The following is a 15,636-nucleotide window of genomic DNA, read 5'->3' on the forward strand; positions in this document are numbered from 1 at the left end:
TCCTTGCCCTTCGTCTTTTCTGCCACCCGGCGGCTCGCAGGGCATCCGGCGGGACACGCCTCAGACCGGCCCCAGGTCGGCGTGGAAGAGGTGGTGATCCGAGTACGGGCTCGGATGCACACCGTGCGCCAGCGGCGCGATGCCGCGCAGGAACACGTAGTCGAACTTGCTGTGCCAGTCGGTGGTCGTCTCACAGGCGTCGGCGGGCGACGGACGGCACTCGGGATCCGCGTCCGAGGCCAGCGCCCACATCCTCCCCAGTTCGGGAGCGTTCGGCACGCTGTTGAAGTCGCCGAGCACGATCACCCGGTCGTACCGGGCGACTTGAGGGGCGAGCACGTCGACCTGGTCCGCCCGGACCGTCTCCTGACGCCGTTGGGCGAGGTGGGTGTTGAAGACGCGCACCGGCCGGCCGCCCACGAGAGTGGTCACCGCCATGTACCCGCGGTCCTCGGACCCGCCGTCGGGGTATTCGACGCTGATGCGCCCGGTCATGGGTGCCGCCGAGAGGACGGCCTGGCCGTAGGCTCCCGGTCGCCACGGCAGGCCCCCGCAGCGGTTCCAGTTACGGAGCACGCTCCCGTACTCGACGTGGTAGTCCAGGCCGTAGAGGCTCTTCAGGAGCTTGCGGATCTCCTCGACGTCCCGCACGCACGCTTCCTGCAGGCCGATGACCTGGGGTGCGTAGGTGGCGATCTCCGCCGCCCGGCCGACGTTGTATCCGCTCCGATTGCAGGGATTGCAGATGTTCCACGTCATGACGCGATTCGGTACGACGGTCTCGGCGGCGTCGACCGGCAGCGGCCTGGCGAGGAGCGCGCCGTTCGGCGCGCTGGAGCCGACGAGCAACACGCAGACCGCGGTCAGGGCGCCCGCGAACAGCCGAGTGCTTCTTCCGGGCACCATCTCCTCCTCCGCGTCGGCGCACACCGCTGGTGCCCATCCAACACGCACGGGGTCGTCCCGCGCGACGCCGACCGCTGCCGGCACCAGTCGATACTCGGACCGGCACCGTCCGACTCAGTAGCCCTGGGTGATCGCCTTTTCCCGCATCAGGGATTCCAGCTCCGTGTCCGACAGCGGGTGCACCGTGTGCAGCGGGCGACGCAGGCCGGGTTCGTCCAGCGACTGGCTGCCGACCTCGACCTCCGCGTCGTGGTGGCGCTGCGTGAGGGTGATGTCCACGGCGCCGCCGGGGAGACGGCGGATCACGCGCATCACACCGTGCGCGTCCACCGTGCAGGTGGCGCCCTTGTCGGCGGGCTCCGGACATCGGGGTGCCGGCGTCAACGGTGTACGCACCACCAGGCCCACGTGCCCCGACTCGTATCCCTCCCGCACGGGGCGGTAGTCGACGCTGAAAGAGGCGGGCCCGACCACGGCCCGGGACACCCGCATCCCGGACGGCGCCGCGCCCAGATACAGCAGTCCGGGATGCTCCCGGAAGCGGGCGATCTCCGCTGTGTGACGGTGCTGCCCCGCCTGCGCCGGGCCGACGAAGCCCCCGTGGACCAGGCCGGCCGCCAGCGCGGCCACCGCCCCCAGCCGCACCCACCGGTTCGGCACGAAGCACGCCGCGGCGACGGCGTACGGCACGCCCGTCAACGCGATCCGCGTGCCGGCGCTCCCCAGGTCGACGTCCCCGCTGTAGGCGGCCAGCCCCGCCAGGACACCGAGCGTGCCGAGGGCGAAGACCGCCACCGCCCACCCGACCCGCCGGCCCGCCGAGCCGCACAGGGGCACCACGGTCCTCGCCGGCAGGCCCGCCAGGACCAGGAGGACCACCATGAGCGGCACACCCAGCACGAGGACGGTCACCGCCGCCCCGGCGCCACCGCCCCAGCCCGCCACCACCACCCCGAATCCGAGCACCGGCATCACGGCCGCCGTCGCCGCCCAGACCAGGAAGAGATGCAGGGCCGTCAGCGTCCCTCTGCCGCTTGTCATGCGGGGCAGCCTGCCAGCCGCCGTCCCGGGGCACATGAGTTCTCGTACTCAGTGCGTCTCCATGCCCGACGTCGGCACCCGGCCCGGAGTCCCGCCGCAGGGCGCCGTACCGGGGCCCCGGCCCCGTGAGTCCGGCCAGGAACCGGCGCTTGGTCTTCCCGTGTGCCTCTCACCGTTGATCAGTTGACCGGGTACGTGGACCGTGGACCGGGGGACTGGACGCCGATCCGGCGCGCTGGTTCCCCGACGAGCCGGGCACCGACGTCCTGGCATCGACCCGCTCGGTCGAACCGTTCCTCGCTCGTCCTCCGGGCGACGCCGCGACCGCACTGGCCGGCTTCGACCGACGGGTCCGGGCGGGAGCCCTGCCGGCTCGCCTCGACATCCACGACTGGTCGTACGGCGCGCGCCGGAATCCCGGACCTGGCAGCGGTCGAGGACGACCTCCGCACCTTTGGGCAGCCCGTAGTCCTGGTAGCGGGCTCCTGGCGGCCATGTCCTCGTAGGCGGTCAACGGCCCCGGCGGGCGGCAAGCAGCCGCTACGCCTGCACGTCGCCCCGTGTGGAGGAGGCGACCGTGTCGCGGTGCGCGAAGTCCCCCGGCGGGATGCCCGGATGATGGCCCGCCGGCGGGTCGGCCAGGTTCGCGGCCGGACCCAGGGTGAGCCGGGAGACGATGCGGTAGCGGTCACCCCGGTAGAGCGAATGGACGTACTCGACGGGCCGCCCGTCCGCGTCCGAGGTGAGCCGTTCGAACAACAGGGCGGGCGACAGCTCCGGCACGCCGAGGAGTTCTGCCTCGGCGCGCGTGACGACGGTCGGTTCGATCGCCTGGACGGCGTCGCGGACGTGCACGGCGTGGTGTTCGCGCAGATGCTCGTACAGATCGCCGCTCTCCAACTCCTCCGAGGTGAGGCCCGGGACGAGGTCGGCGCGGATGTGCAGGTGCTCGATGGCCATGGGCGCGCCGTCGACGAGGCGCAGCCGGGCGACGTAGACGATGCCCGCGGCCGGTGAAAGACGCAGCTTGCGGCCGACGCGAGCCCCGGCCGGCATGGTGGTGAACTCGAGCAGCCGGCTGGACCAGGCGCCCGCGGCCTGGGTGACGGCCAACGCGTGTCCCGGGGAGACGAGTTCCTGCGTGATCTTCTCCGGTGCGACGAACATGCCGCGTCCGTGTTCGCGGACGAGAAGGCCCGCGGTGACGAGTTCGTCGACGGCGGTGCGCAGCGTGGGCCGGGAGACACCGAGGTGCGCGCAGAGCGTGCGCTCGGAGGGGATGGGGTCGCCGGGGCTTCGCGCCTCGACGAGTTCGAGGATGTGCTCGCGCACGCGCTCGCGTTTCAGCACCGCCCCGGGCGCGCCCCTCTTCTCGTCGGCGTCCACTGTCCGCCCCCCTCAGCGCCGGCTGACCAGTTGCCTGTCCAGTTGACCACGCCCCCACGCTGATCCACAACTCAACTGTCGCACTGAGCAGTTGACGCGGCCTTTGGTCTATGCCACTTTCTCCCCTACGAGAGGTCACCTGACCAGTCCAACTGGTCAGGTCTCGACGGCCGGACATGTCGGCCCCGCGACCTCCCCCGTCCGTGCACCCGCCGATCGCGCCCGGCACGGGCCGCTCCACCGGTACGTCCCCGACTCGCACATCCCGACGCCCCCACCGTTCCGGAAGTGAACAGCCATGAGGAGGACGCACATGCCCCGGCCCAGCCTCGGCAGAACCAGGAAGAACTCGCTGACCTTCGCCCTAGCCGCCGTGCTCGGCTGCGCGGGCCTCGCCGCGCAGCCGGCGACCGCGAACGCCGCCCCGGGCGAGCTGACCGTGCAGTACCACACCGGGTCCACCGGCAGCGACCAGGCCGAACCCTGGCTGAAGGTGAAGAACGTCGGCGCCGCCGGTGTCGCGCTCAGCGGCGTCAAGGTGCGCTACTACTTCAAGTCCGACACTCCGAGCACCACTTACCGCTTCGCCTGCTCGTGGGCCGTCAAGGGCTGCGCCAACGTGACCGGCACGTTCGGCACCCTGGCCCGTCCCACGGCGAACGCCGACCGCTACCTGGAGATCGGGTTCACCGCCGGTGCCGGTTCACTCGCCCCCGGCGCCGACTCCGGCGACCTGCAACTGCGCTTCTACCGCTCGGACTGGCAACCGCTGAACCAGGCCGACGACTACTCCTTCGGCCCGGCGCAGACCACCTACGGGAACTGGAGCAAGGTGACCGCCCAGCTCGACGGGGCCGTGGTCTGGGGGAGCGCACCCGAGGGGAACGACCCGACCGATCCCACCGACCCGACCGATCCCACCGATCCACCTGCCCAAGGGGCCACCCTCTTCGACGACTTCGACTACACCGCGCACAACGACCCCAAGATCTCGGCCCACGGCTGGAACGTGCGCTCCAACTCCGGCGGGCCCGGCGTGCCGGGAGCCACCTGGGCGCCCGAGAACGTGACGTTCTCCTCCTCCGGCGGCAACTCGGTGATGAACCTGGAGACCTCCACCTCCGGCACCGGTGAGAGCACCCGGCAGACGGAAGTCCTCACCAAGGCCACGAAGTTCAAGAACGGCACGTACGCGGCACGGATCAGGTTCAGCGACGCGCCCAGGAGCGGCCCGGACGGCGACCACCTGGTGCAGACGTTCTTCACCATCAACGACCTCAAGGCACCGATGGCGGACGACTACGCCGAGTACGACTTCGAGTACCTGCCCAACGGCGGCTGGGGCGAGACGTCGAACATCCTGTACACGACGTCCTGGGAGACCTACAACCCCGACCCGTGGCAGGCCGTGAACCAGCACACCGAGAGCCGGCAGAGCTACGACGGCTGGCACGACGTCCTCCTCACCATCGACGACAGCACGATCCGCTACTACATCGACGGCCGGCTCTTCGGCACGCACGACGCCGCCTACCTGCCGGAGCGGCCCATGTCGATCAACTTCAACCAGTGGCTCATCGACCTGACGGGCCAGAGCGGCACCAGCCCGCGGAAGTACGACGAGCAGGTCGACTACGTCCTGCACGTCAAGGACCAGGTACTCACCCCGGCGACGGTGGCGGCGAAGGTGGCCGCCTACCGGTCGGCCGGCACCACGTTCGAGGACACCGTCCCCTCGTCCTGACCGACGGGCCGTCCTTCCCCAGGGCCCCGGCACCTCGCGTGCCGGGTCCCGTTGCGATCACGCCGGGAGAAGGGCGCGTGGAGGACGGGCGCGGCAACGACGTCCGCCGGTGCGGGTGTCAGCGGGCGGTGAGCAACTGCCGTACGACATAGCCGGCGGAGTCCACGCCGGAACTGCCGCCTTCGACGAGGGCCGCCACCGATATGCGGGAGTTGTACGCGGTCAGCCAGCCGTTGGTGTGGTCGCCCTCCTCGGCGGTGCCCGTCTTGGCGCCGACGCCCGCCAGGCCGCCCAGCCGGGGAGCCGCCGTACCGGAGGTGGCGACGCGGCGCATCATCGACTGCAGAGCCCCGGCCGTCCGCGCGGAGATGGGCCGGGGCGCGGTGTCCTGGTGCTGCCCGGGAAGGATGACCGGCTGCTCGAAGCCGGCGTTGCGCACGGTCGCCGCCACGGACGCCATGAACAGGGGAGTGGCCGTGACCTTGCCCTGGCCGATGAACTGTGCGGCCTGGTCACTGCCCCGCACGTCCGGCGGGATGCTCGGGTCGGTGGTGGCCACGCCGCCGCCGATCGACCAGCTGCCCATGCCGAAGACGTTCACGGCCTCGTCGTGCAGGGCGGAGGCGTCCCCGTCGTGCACCAGATGGTGGAAGCCGTCCTTGATGAAAGAGGTGTTGCACGACACGGTGAAGGCTTGGACGAGGGAAGAGGACGGATTCGCCTTCACCCCTGGGTCGTTGTGGAACACCTGGCTGTTGGCCATCAGCGAATCGGTGCACGGCGCCGGGCTGTTCACCGTCAGGCCCGCCTGGTCGAACAGGGCCGCCGAGGTGATGATCTTCATCGTGGAGCCCGGCGACTTGATGCCGTTGATGGCGATGTCCCCGTCCGCACCGGTGTGCGCGATCGACAGGATGTGGCCGTTGCTCCAGTCGAGCGCCACGGTCCCGGCGGGCTTGTCCTGCAGGTGGGAGTCCTTCACCGCCTTCTCGGCGACCGCTTGGAGCCGGGCGTCGATGGTCGTCCTGACGACCGGTGCCCGACCCTTGGAGAAGACCTTCACCCTCTCCACGAGAGCGCCGCCGCCGTCGACCACGGCCACGCCGGTCCCGGTGCTGCCTCCGGTGGCCCGGGCGTTCTGGCGGAGCGTCGCGGTGATCTCCCGCAGGGACGGGAATCCGGACAGCTTCGTCTTCCCGTCGCGTGCCACCACCTTCACCGCGCTCGCGTCGGCGGGGAGCTCACCCGCGGTCAACGACTGGTCCTCGGCCAGGCCCGGGTAGAGCACCGAGTTGTTCCAGTGGACGGCGAGCACGCCCTCCGCGCTCTTCAGTACGGCCACCGCACTCGGGTACGTCCACGTGCCACCGGCGACGCGTGCGGTGACCTCGAAGTCGACCTTGGTGGCGCCGTGCGTGACCGCCGAAGGCCCGGCGGCGTGCACGCGGGCGAAGGACAGCTTCTTCAGCCGCAGGCCGTCCGCGTAGTTGCGCAGAGCCTGTCCGGCGGTGTTCGGCACGTCGGTGTCGCTCGCCGCGCCTTCGAGGTGCTGATGCGACCAGCTGTCCAGGAACGCGCGGGTCAGCTTGACCGCTTCGGCGTTCGACGGCGGCGTGCTCGACAACGCCGCCGCGTCGAAGGTGCCCCCGGCGGCCGGTGTGCCGTCATCCGGGGAACTCAGGCTGTGCACGACGTTGTACGTACCGATTCCCCCGAGGACGAGCAGGGCGGTGCACGTACCGGCGAGGCCGATCTTCACAGCTCTGTTCATGCAGGGGATCGTATGTATGTTCCATGTACCGGCGTGGCCGAGATCGGTAGATCGTTACCGGACGTCAACCTCCGGCTCCCGCCGCCCATCACTGTTTTCGGCCAGTACTCACTGGTAGCGGCGGTGCGGTCAGCGGTTCGGGGCATGATCGCAGTCATGTCCCCTGAGAGTGACGCCGACGGCCTGGTGGTATGGGAGGTCCAGCGGTATGAGCCGTTCAGCCGCGTGTGGATCTGCAAGGGCTACGGCCGTACGACCACCGACGTCGACCCGGTCGAGCTGGGCCGTGCCGCCCTGGCCGGCCACCTCGCCAGGGTTCCGGCCCGCGGTGGGGAAACGTTCCGCGCCGTCGTCCGCACCGGCGCGGGCGGCAGCCTGACCGTCTCGCCGGACGACCTCCGCGCACACGGCTCGACGGTGGACCCCGATGTGTGTCAGATCCTGCCCGGCTACCTGCGCGACGCCCTCGCCTGATCCTGCGCGGCCGGCGAGTGCGGGGAGTGCCGTGGCCGGCCGGCTCTCCCCGCACGGGGCGTCGGGCGTCAGCCCGCGCGACAGGCCAGGACCGGTGCACCCGCACCGCCCGGAGCCGCTCCGAAACCGAACGAGGTGGACGCGCCGGGCGCGACGGCACCGTTGTGACCGGCGTTGCTGACCGTCACCGCCCGGCCGCTCTGGCTGTAGGAGGCGTTCCACATTCCGGTGACGGTCTGACCGCCCGGCCAACTCCAGGTGACCTGCCACGACTTCGTCGGGACACGGCCGGTGTTCGTGACCGTGACGTCGGCGTTGAATCCGCTGCCCCAGTCACTGCTCACCTTGTAGACGGCCGAACACCCCGCGTCCCCGCCCCCACCGGTGCCGGCCGTGGTCGCGGTGAGCGCGGCGGAGGCCGCCGAGGTGTTGCCGGCCGAATCCCGCGCCCGGACCGTGTAGTCGCACGCGGTGCCCGCCGTCAGCCCGCTGTCGGTGAACGAGGTACCGGTGACCGATCCGGCCTTGCCGGTGCCCCGGTAGACGTCGTACCCCGCCACGCCGGTGTCGTCGGAGGACGCCGACCAGGTGAGCGAGACCGAGGACGCCGTCGTGCCGGTCACCCTGAGCCCCGTCGGAACCGAGGGGGCCGTGGTGTCGCCGCCGGAGCCGCCTCCACCGAACCCGGGCGCCTTGACGGATGCCAGGTAGCCGTCCTTCACCGTGTCCACCGTCTGCCAGTCGTCCTTGAGGATGCCGCCGGTGTCGCCGGAGTTCGGATTCCATGACCAGAACGTCCAGTTGAAGCTGTCCGCGCCGTACGTGCCGGTGGGGCGCAGGTACTCCACCAGCGCGGCCAGCCACTTCTGGTCGACAGCGGACTGGAGAGTGGTGCCGAACTCACCGAGGAGCACCGGGGCGGTGTTCTGCTTGAAGAGGTAGCCCCAGTACCTGTCCCAGATCCCCGGCATGTTCGCCGGGAACGACGCGTCGCCGAACCAGGGCTGCTGGGCCACGCTGGTGGCGTAGTCGTGCGCCGAGTACACCAGGCGGCCCTGTACGTCCAGGCACACCGGGGCGGAACCGGCACCGGCGAGATTGCCGCCCCACCAGTAGCTCTGGCCGCCGACCGTCTGCACGCCCTCCACGAAGACCAGCAGGTCCGGGTTGACGGACAGTACCGCGTTGCCGGCGCGTTCGGCGGCGAGCCGCCAGTCGGTGGCCGCGTCACCGCAGCCCCAACACGCGGGATCGTGCGGTTCGTTGTGCAGATCGATACCGATCACGGCGGTGTCGCCCAGGTAGCGGGCGGCGAGTGCCTTGAGGTCGCCGATCCACGTCGTCTCGGGTACGGCCGAGGTGTACCAGAGCGCCGACTGCCCCGAGGAGTCGGGCCGATGGCGGTCGAGGACGACCTTCATGCCGATCGAGCCCGCGTAGCCGACGATCTTGTCCATGACCTGGAGCGACGTCAGCCCTTCGAGATCGGCGTTGATGCCGCCCGCGAACGAGATGCCGTTGGGCGTGGTGTTCTTGAAGATGTCGTCGCTGTAGGGCAGCCGGATCGTGTTGTACCCCAGCGACTTCATCTGGTCCGTCATCGACTTGTAGTCGCGCGACCAGAGGCCGTGCGGCGCGTAGTTGGCGGTCTCGAAGCCGAACCAGTTGATCCCGGCGATCCGCACGGGCTCGTTCCGCGCGTCGAGGATCCGGCGCCCGCTGGTGTGCCAGTAGCCGGCACCCGGCACGGCGGTCGCCACCGGCCGACGCGGCTCGGAGGGCGTCGCGGCCCGTGCCGTGGCCGGTAGGGAAAGCACGGGGACCAGCGCGGTGGCGGCCGCGCAGACGAGGGCGGCGAGGGTGCGGCCGAGGTGGTGAGCGGGAGGATGACGCATCGTGGGGGTCCTCTCGGCGGGCCGATATGAGGTGGGAGCGCTCCCATGGTCAGGCGTGGGGTGTCGCATATCGGTTTCGGGTGGGGGAGGGCGTCCGGCCGACGGCTCCCGCGGGCCGTCCGGGGTGTCCCGCCCCGGCCGGCCCGGCTCGTCGGAGCCGGACTGCGCCCCATGGAAGCCACTAAGCGTGCACACGTCAATACCTGCGGTCGCAATCGGCCTGTCCCGCGTGGGGAACCGGACGAAAAGCCTTTCGCGGCAAGGGTGTTGACATGAAAGGCCGGACGGCTTCACCGTGGGAGCGCTCCCAGTCCCCGGTGTCCAGCCCCCGGTGCCCTGTCCTCCGCGTGTCCCAGCGGCCGGGCACCGCTCCGAGTGCTCCGCCCTGGGTGTCGTACCGCGGCACCGGCTCGCGCCGCACCGGCGGGCCACTCAGCCGGTCGATCCGTCGCTTGCTCGCTCGACGGAACGAACTCGCCTGCCGGTACGGCCCGGGCCGGACGGCGAGGCGCACATTGGTCCTGTTCTCTCCGGTCCGCCCACAGTCCCCGTGGTCGGAAGGACGCCCCGCGTCACCGTGTCGCGGACCAGGCTCCGGTCGGACCGAGGTGCGCCACGCACCTACCTGATCGCACCCGTTGCACCACGCGCGCAGCCCGTGGAAGCCGTCCGAACCACCCGTGCCCGCCCAATGAGCGTGCCCGCGCGCCCACGAGGCGGCCCGTCCGCGGTCGGACCGCGCCCACCCCACAGCCCGTCACCAGCCCGCCGTCCACCAGGAGTCGCCTCATGTCCCTCCCCAGGCCCGTCACACGCTTCCGCGAGCCGGACGCCTCGCCACCGCAGCCCTGGCGTCGCCGTGAGCGAGCGGCCACGGCGTCCGCCGCATCCCTCGCGTCCGTCGTCCTGGCGGCGGGGCTGTGCGTGGCAGCCCTGCCGGGCACCGCGTCGGCCGCCGCCGAACTCGACAACCCCTACGTCGGAGCCAAGCCCTATGTGAACCCCGACTGGTCGGCCAGGGCGGCGGCGGAACCCGGCGGTTCGGCCGTCGCCGACCAGCCCACCTTCGTCTGGCTCGACCGCATCGCCGCGATCAACGGCACCTCCGAGGCGCGCGGTCTGAAGGCACACCTGGACGCGGCCAAGGCACAGGGCGCCAACCTGGTCCAGCTGGTGATCTACGACCTGCCCGGCCGCGACTGCGCGGCACTCGCCTCCAACGGCGAGCTGGGCCCCGACGACCTGGGGCGCTACGAGTCCGAGTACATCGACCCCATCGCCACGGTGCTCGCCGACCCGGCCTACGCGAGCCTGCGCATCGTCAACCTCATCGAACCCGACTCGCTGCCCAACCTGGTCACCAACGCCGGCGGCACGGCCGGGTCCACCCCCGAGTGCGCCACCATGAAGTCCAACGGCAACTACGAGAAGGGCGTGGGGTACGCCCTGCACAAGCTCGGCGCGCTGTCGAACACGTACAACTACATCGACGCCGGCCACCACGGCTGGCTCGGCTGGGACAGCAACCTGGTGCCCTCCGCGCTGGAGTTCAAGAAGGCCGCGACGACCAGCGGCGCGACCGTCGGCGACGTGACCGGCTTCATCGTGAACACCGCCAACTACTCGGCCACCAAGGAACCCCACGTCAAGATCACCGACACGGTGAACGGGCAGAGCGTCCGCCAGTCGAAGTGGATCGACTGGAACCAGTACGTGGACGAGACGACGTACGCCCAGGGCCTGCGCACCGCGCTGGTCGCCCAGGGCTTCGACAGCGGCATCGGCATGCTGATCGACACCTCCCGTAACGGCTGGGGCGGCTCCGCACGACCGACCGGTCCCGGTCCCTCGACGAGCGTGGACGCTTACGTCGACGGGGGCCGCGTCGACCGCCGCATCCACGCCGGCAACTGGTGCAACCAGAACGGCGCTGGACTCGGCGAACGTCCGGCCACCGCACCGGATGCCGGCGTCGACGCCTACGTCTGGGCCAAGCCGCCGGGCGAGTCGGACGGCGCGAGCAAAGCCGTCGACAACGACGAGGGCAAGAACTTCGACCGGATGTGCGACCCGACGTACACCGGCAACGCGCGCAACGGCAACAACCCCACCGGAGCGCTGGCCGACGCGCCGCTGGCCGGTCACTGGTTCTCCGCCCAGTTCCGCCAGCTGCTCGCCAACGCCTACCCGCCCGTGGGCGGTTCGGGCGGCGGTGGGACCGGCGGCGACACGAAGGCGCCGACGGTACCCACCGGCCTGACCGTCTCCGCGACGGCCGCCGACAGCGTCTCCCTCACCTGGACCGCCGCCACCGACGACACCGCAGTGGCCGGCTACGACGTCTACCGTGACGGCGTCAAGGCCGGGACGGCCACCGGCACGTCCTACACCGATCAGGGGCTGTCGCCCGCCACCACCTACAAGTACACGGTCAAGGCGCGCGACGCGGCGGGGAACGTCTCCACCGCCTCGGCGGCCGTCTCGGCGACGACGAAGACCTCCGGCGGCGGGGGCGGCGGCACCAGTGGCCTGAAGGCGCGGTACAAGAACAACGACTCCGCCTCCGGCGACAACCAGATCAAGCCCGGCCTCCAGCTCGTCAACACGGGCACCGGCGCCGTCGACCTGTCGAGGGTGACCGTCCGCTACTGGTTCACCGGGGAGTCGTCGTCCGTGGGCTTTCAGACGTGGTGCGACTACGCCCAGGTCGGATGCTCCACCGTGAAGACGTCCGTCACGACCCTCCCGGCCGGCCGCACCGGCGCCGACCACAGCCTCGACGTCACCTTCGCCTCGGGCTCCCTCGCTGCAGGCGCGAACACCGGCGACATCCAGCTCCGGCTGGCGAAAGCGGACTGGTCCAACCTCAACGAGACCGACGACTACAGCCGCGGCACCGGGACGTCGTACGCGGACGCCACGAAGGTCACCGTGTACGTGGGCGGCACCTTGGTATGGGGCACGGAACCGTAGACGGCGGTCGCGCGTACCGCACGGCAGGGCGTGGACCCGCTCCCGAGCGGCTCCACGCCCTGCACGCTTCGCCGGTTCGCCGACTGCCGACCGTCGATGCCGTTTCACGCCTCAGCGGCTCTCGGCGACGGCCACGCGCCCCGACCGCAGGGATGCCCGCGCACGTGTGGGACCGCCGAGGGTGCGGGCGAGGTCGAGGAGGTCCTCGTCCACCACCACGCGCAGGCCGTACTCCGCCAGCAGTGGCCGTCTGCCGTGGTCGCCACAGCGAGCGCCACGGCTCGCCCGCGTTGACGGAACCGCCGAGCACCCGCGTCAGGAGCCGTCCTACGGCCGCCTTCGCCGACGGTGCCTGGTACTTGAGGACGAGTGCGCTTCCCGGTGCGGTCCGGGCGGCGAGGGCGGCCACGGTGGCGCGCACCTCGTCGCGCGTGAGGTACGGCACGACGCCCTCCCACAGCCATGTCGTCGGCGCGGACGGATCGTGCCGGGCGGCCTCCAAGGCGGTCCCGAGATCGCCGACGGCGAAATCGACCGGCGTGAACCGTACGGCTCGGGCGAGGACGGGCAACCCGCCGCCGCGCCGGTCGCCCTCGTCCGTCTCCCGTGGTACGGCGGCGGCCTCGGCGAGACGGGCGCGCTTGTCCTGCTGGGAGGCGGGATGGTCGACCTTCCACACATCCGTCCGCGCGAGTTCGGCCAGCCGCCACGCCCACGGGTCGAGACCGGCTCCGAGGATCACGAGCTATCCGGTCGGGCGAGCACGGAGCGCCTCGTCGATCGCGACGGTCCGCGGTACGACGACCTCGCCGCACGCTCGCACACTCTCGTGCACCGTGCGTTCCCGCCGGCCGTGCGGGGGAGTGCCCGCGCGAACCAGGTCCACGGAGGCACGCTCCGCGACACGGAGCAGCCGTGCCGCCACCGGATCCGCGAACCGGCCGTCAGCAGCTCTGCCGTCCGCGGCCGCCCGCCCCTGGCAGACCGGCCCAGCGGTCCGACTCGCCGCACGCCCACGCTCGCCCGTGCCGCCGTATTCAACACCACCGCACCCGGCCCGGGCGACGGGAGACATCCGCAGCGGCCGGGCACGCGTGGGCCGGGGAGTACCGGCCGGACCGTGGGCAGGGTGCTCCGGCCGGCGTAACTTGGCATGCTGGCGTCATGTCGATCAACTTCCCCCGTCCGTACGGTCCTCTGGCTGTTCCGCAGGACCCGGATCCGGCCCCTACGTTGCCCTATCACCGGCTGGCGCTCCTGAAGGGACGGCGCGGGCGGTGGTGGCGCCCGCTGGCCGGGACGGTCGTGGTGGGCGTCGGCACGGCCCTGCTCATGATGGTGCTCGTCGTCGTGTCCGAGGTCGGCGGGGCGATCCTCGACCGCCCGACCGACGCCGACGACATGCGCACCTGGGGCTCGATCGGCGACATGGCCGTCGAGTTGCTGTCCATAGCCATCGCGATCCCGGCGGTCCTGCTGGCGGCGCGCTGGGTGCAGGGCCGTCCGGCCGGGACCGTCTCGTCGGTGACGGGGCGACTGCGCCGACGCTGGTTGGGACTGTGTCTCTGCCTGGCGCTGCCGATCGTCGCGGTGTCGTTGGGGATCACCTTCCTGCTGCCGGGGACGGGGGACAGCGGCGGGGAGGCCGAGTGGGTCGGTTGGCGCTCGTTCCTCCTGGCCCTCGTGATGCTCTGTTGCTTCGTACCGTTGCAGGCGGCTGCCGAAGAGTACGTGTTCCGGGGCTGGTTGGTGCAGGCCGTCGGGTCCTGGCTGCGGTCACCGTGGATTGCCGTGCTGCCCCAGGCCGTGCTGTTCGCCGCGGCTCACGGGTGGGGCACGGCGTGGGGCTTCGCCGATCTGGTCGTCTTCGGCGGGGTGATGGGGCTGCTGGCGGTACGCACCGGCGGGCTCGAAGCCTCCATCGCGTTGCACACCGTGAACAACCTGGTGGGAATGGGCGTCGCGGCGGGTGTCGAGGGTGCGCTCGACACGGACGAAACGGCCGCTGACATGGGCTGGGTGGAAGCGGCCGTCGACATACCGACGATCCTGATCTATGCCGCGGCCGTCCTGTGGTTCGCACGGCGCCGCGGTATCGCCGCGGTCAGTACCGTCGCCCAGCAGGCGCCGGCCGTCCACGTACCGTCAACGCACCCGTGGCCCACCTACGACGCGCCACTCGGCGCGCAGCTCGGACACGATCAGGCACAGACGCGCAACGGCCCCGAGGTTCCTCCGGCGACACGGCCGCCCCACGCACCCTCATGAGGGCCGGGCCCGCGGAAGTCTTCCGACAGCGGGCGGGACAGCGCTCCGGAGCCCAGGCCGACAGGCCGGCCGACCCGCTGACACCGGCGTACATACCGGCGCCCTGCCGTAGCCCCTAGGACCTGTCCGGGCGATCATGCAGGTCTGGTGACGCCGATGGCAGGCCCTTCGCTCCCCGCTGGCTGTCGCTGACATGCAGAAGCCCGAGAGCCGGTCCGGGCCCGTTCAGTCGGCGTCGGGTCCCTGCTTCGCCGCGGTGTCGTAGGCGGCGCGGGCCTCGGCGACCGCGGACCGATGCCGCTCGGCCCAGCCCACCAGCATCGCCGACCTCTTTCGTCATCCAGGGCGACACCGGCGCGGAGCTGGCCGTTCTCACCGAGCTGGCCGCCGAGGGGGCCGTCACCGTCGAGATTGGCTGGCAAGGATCATGGGACCGCTTCAATGAGGCGGCCGAGGCGCTTCGCGGACGTCGGATCCCCGGAAAAGCGGTCCTGGAGGTGGCACGCGGTGAGCTGAACGCCCCCCTTCTGCGCAGGACCAGTCTGGCCGGGCCGCCACAACGACCGTTGTTGACCGGCAGAAACAACCGCAGCCGGCCCCACTCGGCGTCCGTCAGATCTTCCGACCCATTCCCGGTCAACGACCCGGCCCGAGACCAGTCACAAGATCGCCCGGACAGCTCCTAGGCGAATGCCTCGGTGGCTCGGCCGGTCGCGCCGGCGGCCTCCCGCACACCGGCGGCGAGCACCGCGCACGTGAACGCGATGGCAAGGGCCTTCCACTCCCAGGAGGCGAGCAGGATCACCGGCACGACGAACATCGAATGGAGGGCGGTGGCAGCGAACGCCCCGCGCGCCCAACCACCGCCGGCCATCGGCCGGGCCAGGGTCGACCAGTGACGCCCCCACAGCCCCGCGGCCAGCGCCGCGATGCCGGCCATGACAGCGGCGCCCAGCCGGGCCACGTCGGCGTCGGTCACACGGTCGGGGTCCAGTGCGGCCGAGCCGGTCGTGTGCACGCTCAGTGCGACCGCGGTCCATCCGAGGGCCGCCGCGCTCAACAGGGAGGCCAGGACAGCCGTCCGCCGCCGCTGGGTCCAACCACGTCGAGGATGCATGGAGTTAGTGTTCATGATTCATCCTAGTGCCGCATCAGCGAACCTTCGCCCCGCCGGGGCG

At 71.3% G+C, this 15,636-nt stretch carries 10 protein-coding genes and 1 pseudogene; 4 read left to right on the forward strand and 7 right to left on the reverse strand.

Translation table 11 applies throughout. The features are described from left to right. Positions 1–60 precede the first annotated feature (60 nt). From N8I86_RS36415 to N8I86_RS36425, 3 genes are all read right to left on the reverse strand, one after another. Positions 61–906 (reverse strand): endonuclease/exonuclease/phosphatase family protein, encoded by an 846-nt coding sequence (locus N8I86_RS36415; RefSeq protein WP_073899077.1) that lies wholly within the window; start codon positions 904–906, stop codon positions 61–63. Between the two features lie 114 nt (positions 907–1,020). Beyond that, complete coding sequence (locus tag N8I86_RS36420) at positions 1,021–1,947, reverse strand: hypothetical protein (protein WP_263279822.1); 927 nt, start codon at positions 1,945–1,947, stop codon at positions 1,021–1,023. A gap of 540 nt (positions 1,948–2,487) precedes the next feature. Then, the gene (locus N8I86_RS36425; RefSeq protein WP_263279823.1) at positions 2,488–3,333 is read right to left on the reverse strand and encodes a GntR family transcriptional regulator; all 846 of its coding nucleotides are present in this window, start codon (positions 3,331–3,333) and stop codon (positions 2,488–2,490) included. A gap of 313 nt (positions 3,334–3,646) precedes the next feature. Here N8I86_RS36425 and N8I86_RS36430 point away from each other — a divergent pair, with 313 nt between their 5' ends. Continuing rightward, entirely contained in the window at positions 3,647–5,077 is a 1,431-nt protein-coding gene (locus tag N8I86_RS36430) for a cellulose binding domain-containing protein (RefSeq protein ID WP_263279824.1), read from the forward strand. Between the two features lie 118 nt (positions 5,078–5,195). Here the strand turns inward: N8I86_RS36430 and N8I86_RS36435 are convergent, their stop codons facing one another. Further along, entirely contained in the window at positions 5,196–6,848 is a 1,653-nt protein-coding gene (locus N8I86_RS36435) for a penicillin-binding transpeptidase domain-containing protein (RefSeq protein ID WP_263279825.1), read from the reverse strand. Between the two features lie 156 nt (positions 6,849–7,004). On the opposite strand from N8I86_RS36435, the gene N8I86_RS36440 reads away from it, so the two are divergent. Continuing rightward, positions 7,005–7,322, forward strand: coding sequence for a hypothetical protein (locus N8I86_RS36440; RefSeq protein WP_079192665.1), 318 nt, complete (start codon positions 7,005–7,007; stop codon positions 7,320–7,322). A 68-nt stretch (positions 7,323–7,390) separates the two neighbouring features. On the opposite strand, the gene N8I86_RS36445 is transcribed toward N8I86_RS36440, so the two are convergent. Further along, the gene (locus tag N8I86_RS36445; protein ID WP_263279826.1) at positions 7,391–9,217 is read right to left on the reverse strand and encodes a cellulase family glycosylhydrolase; all 1,827 of its coding nucleotides are present in this window, start codon (positions 9,215–9,217) and stop codon (positions 7,391–7,393) included. Between the two features lie 789 nt (positions 9,218–10,006). On the opposite strand from N8I86_RS36445, the gene N8I86_RS36450 reads away from it, so the two are divergent. Further along, positions 10,007–12,190 carry a glycoside hydrolase family 6 protein gene (locus tag N8I86_RS36450; protein WP_263279827.1) on the forward strand — a complete coding sequence of 728 codons (2,184 nt, stop codon included), beginning with the start codon at positions 10,007–10,009 and terminating at the stop codon, positions 12,188–12,190. Positions 12,191–12,647: 457 nt separating this feature from the next. Here the strand turns inward: N8I86_RS36450 and N8I86_RS36455 are convergent. Continuing rightward, positions 12,648–12,932 (reverse strand): annotated as a pseudogene (locus tag N8I86_RS36455) (class I SAM-dependent methyltransferase); the annotation flags it as partial. Between the two features lie 422 nt (positions 12,933–13,354). Here N8I86_RS36455 and N8I86_RS36460 point away from each other — a divergent pair. Beyond that, entirely contained in the window at positions 13,355–14,458 is a 1,104-nt protein-coding gene (locus N8I86_RS36460) for a CPBP family intramembrane glutamic endopeptidase (protein WP_263279828.1), read from the forward strand. Between the two features lie 682 nt (positions 14,459–15,140). Here the strand turns inward: N8I86_RS36460 and N8I86_RS36465 are convergent. Further along, entirely contained in the window at positions 15,141–15,575 is a 435-nt protein-coding gene (locus N8I86_RS36465; protein WP_073898311.1) for a hypothetical protein, read from the reverse strand. Positions 15,576–15,636 lie beyond the last annotated feature (61 nt).

This window comes from Streptomyces albidicamelliae (genome assembly GCF_025642175.1).
Classification (GTDB): Bacteria; Actinomycetota; Actinomycetes; order Streptomycetales; family Streptomycetaceae; genus Streptomyces; species Streptomyces albidocamelliae.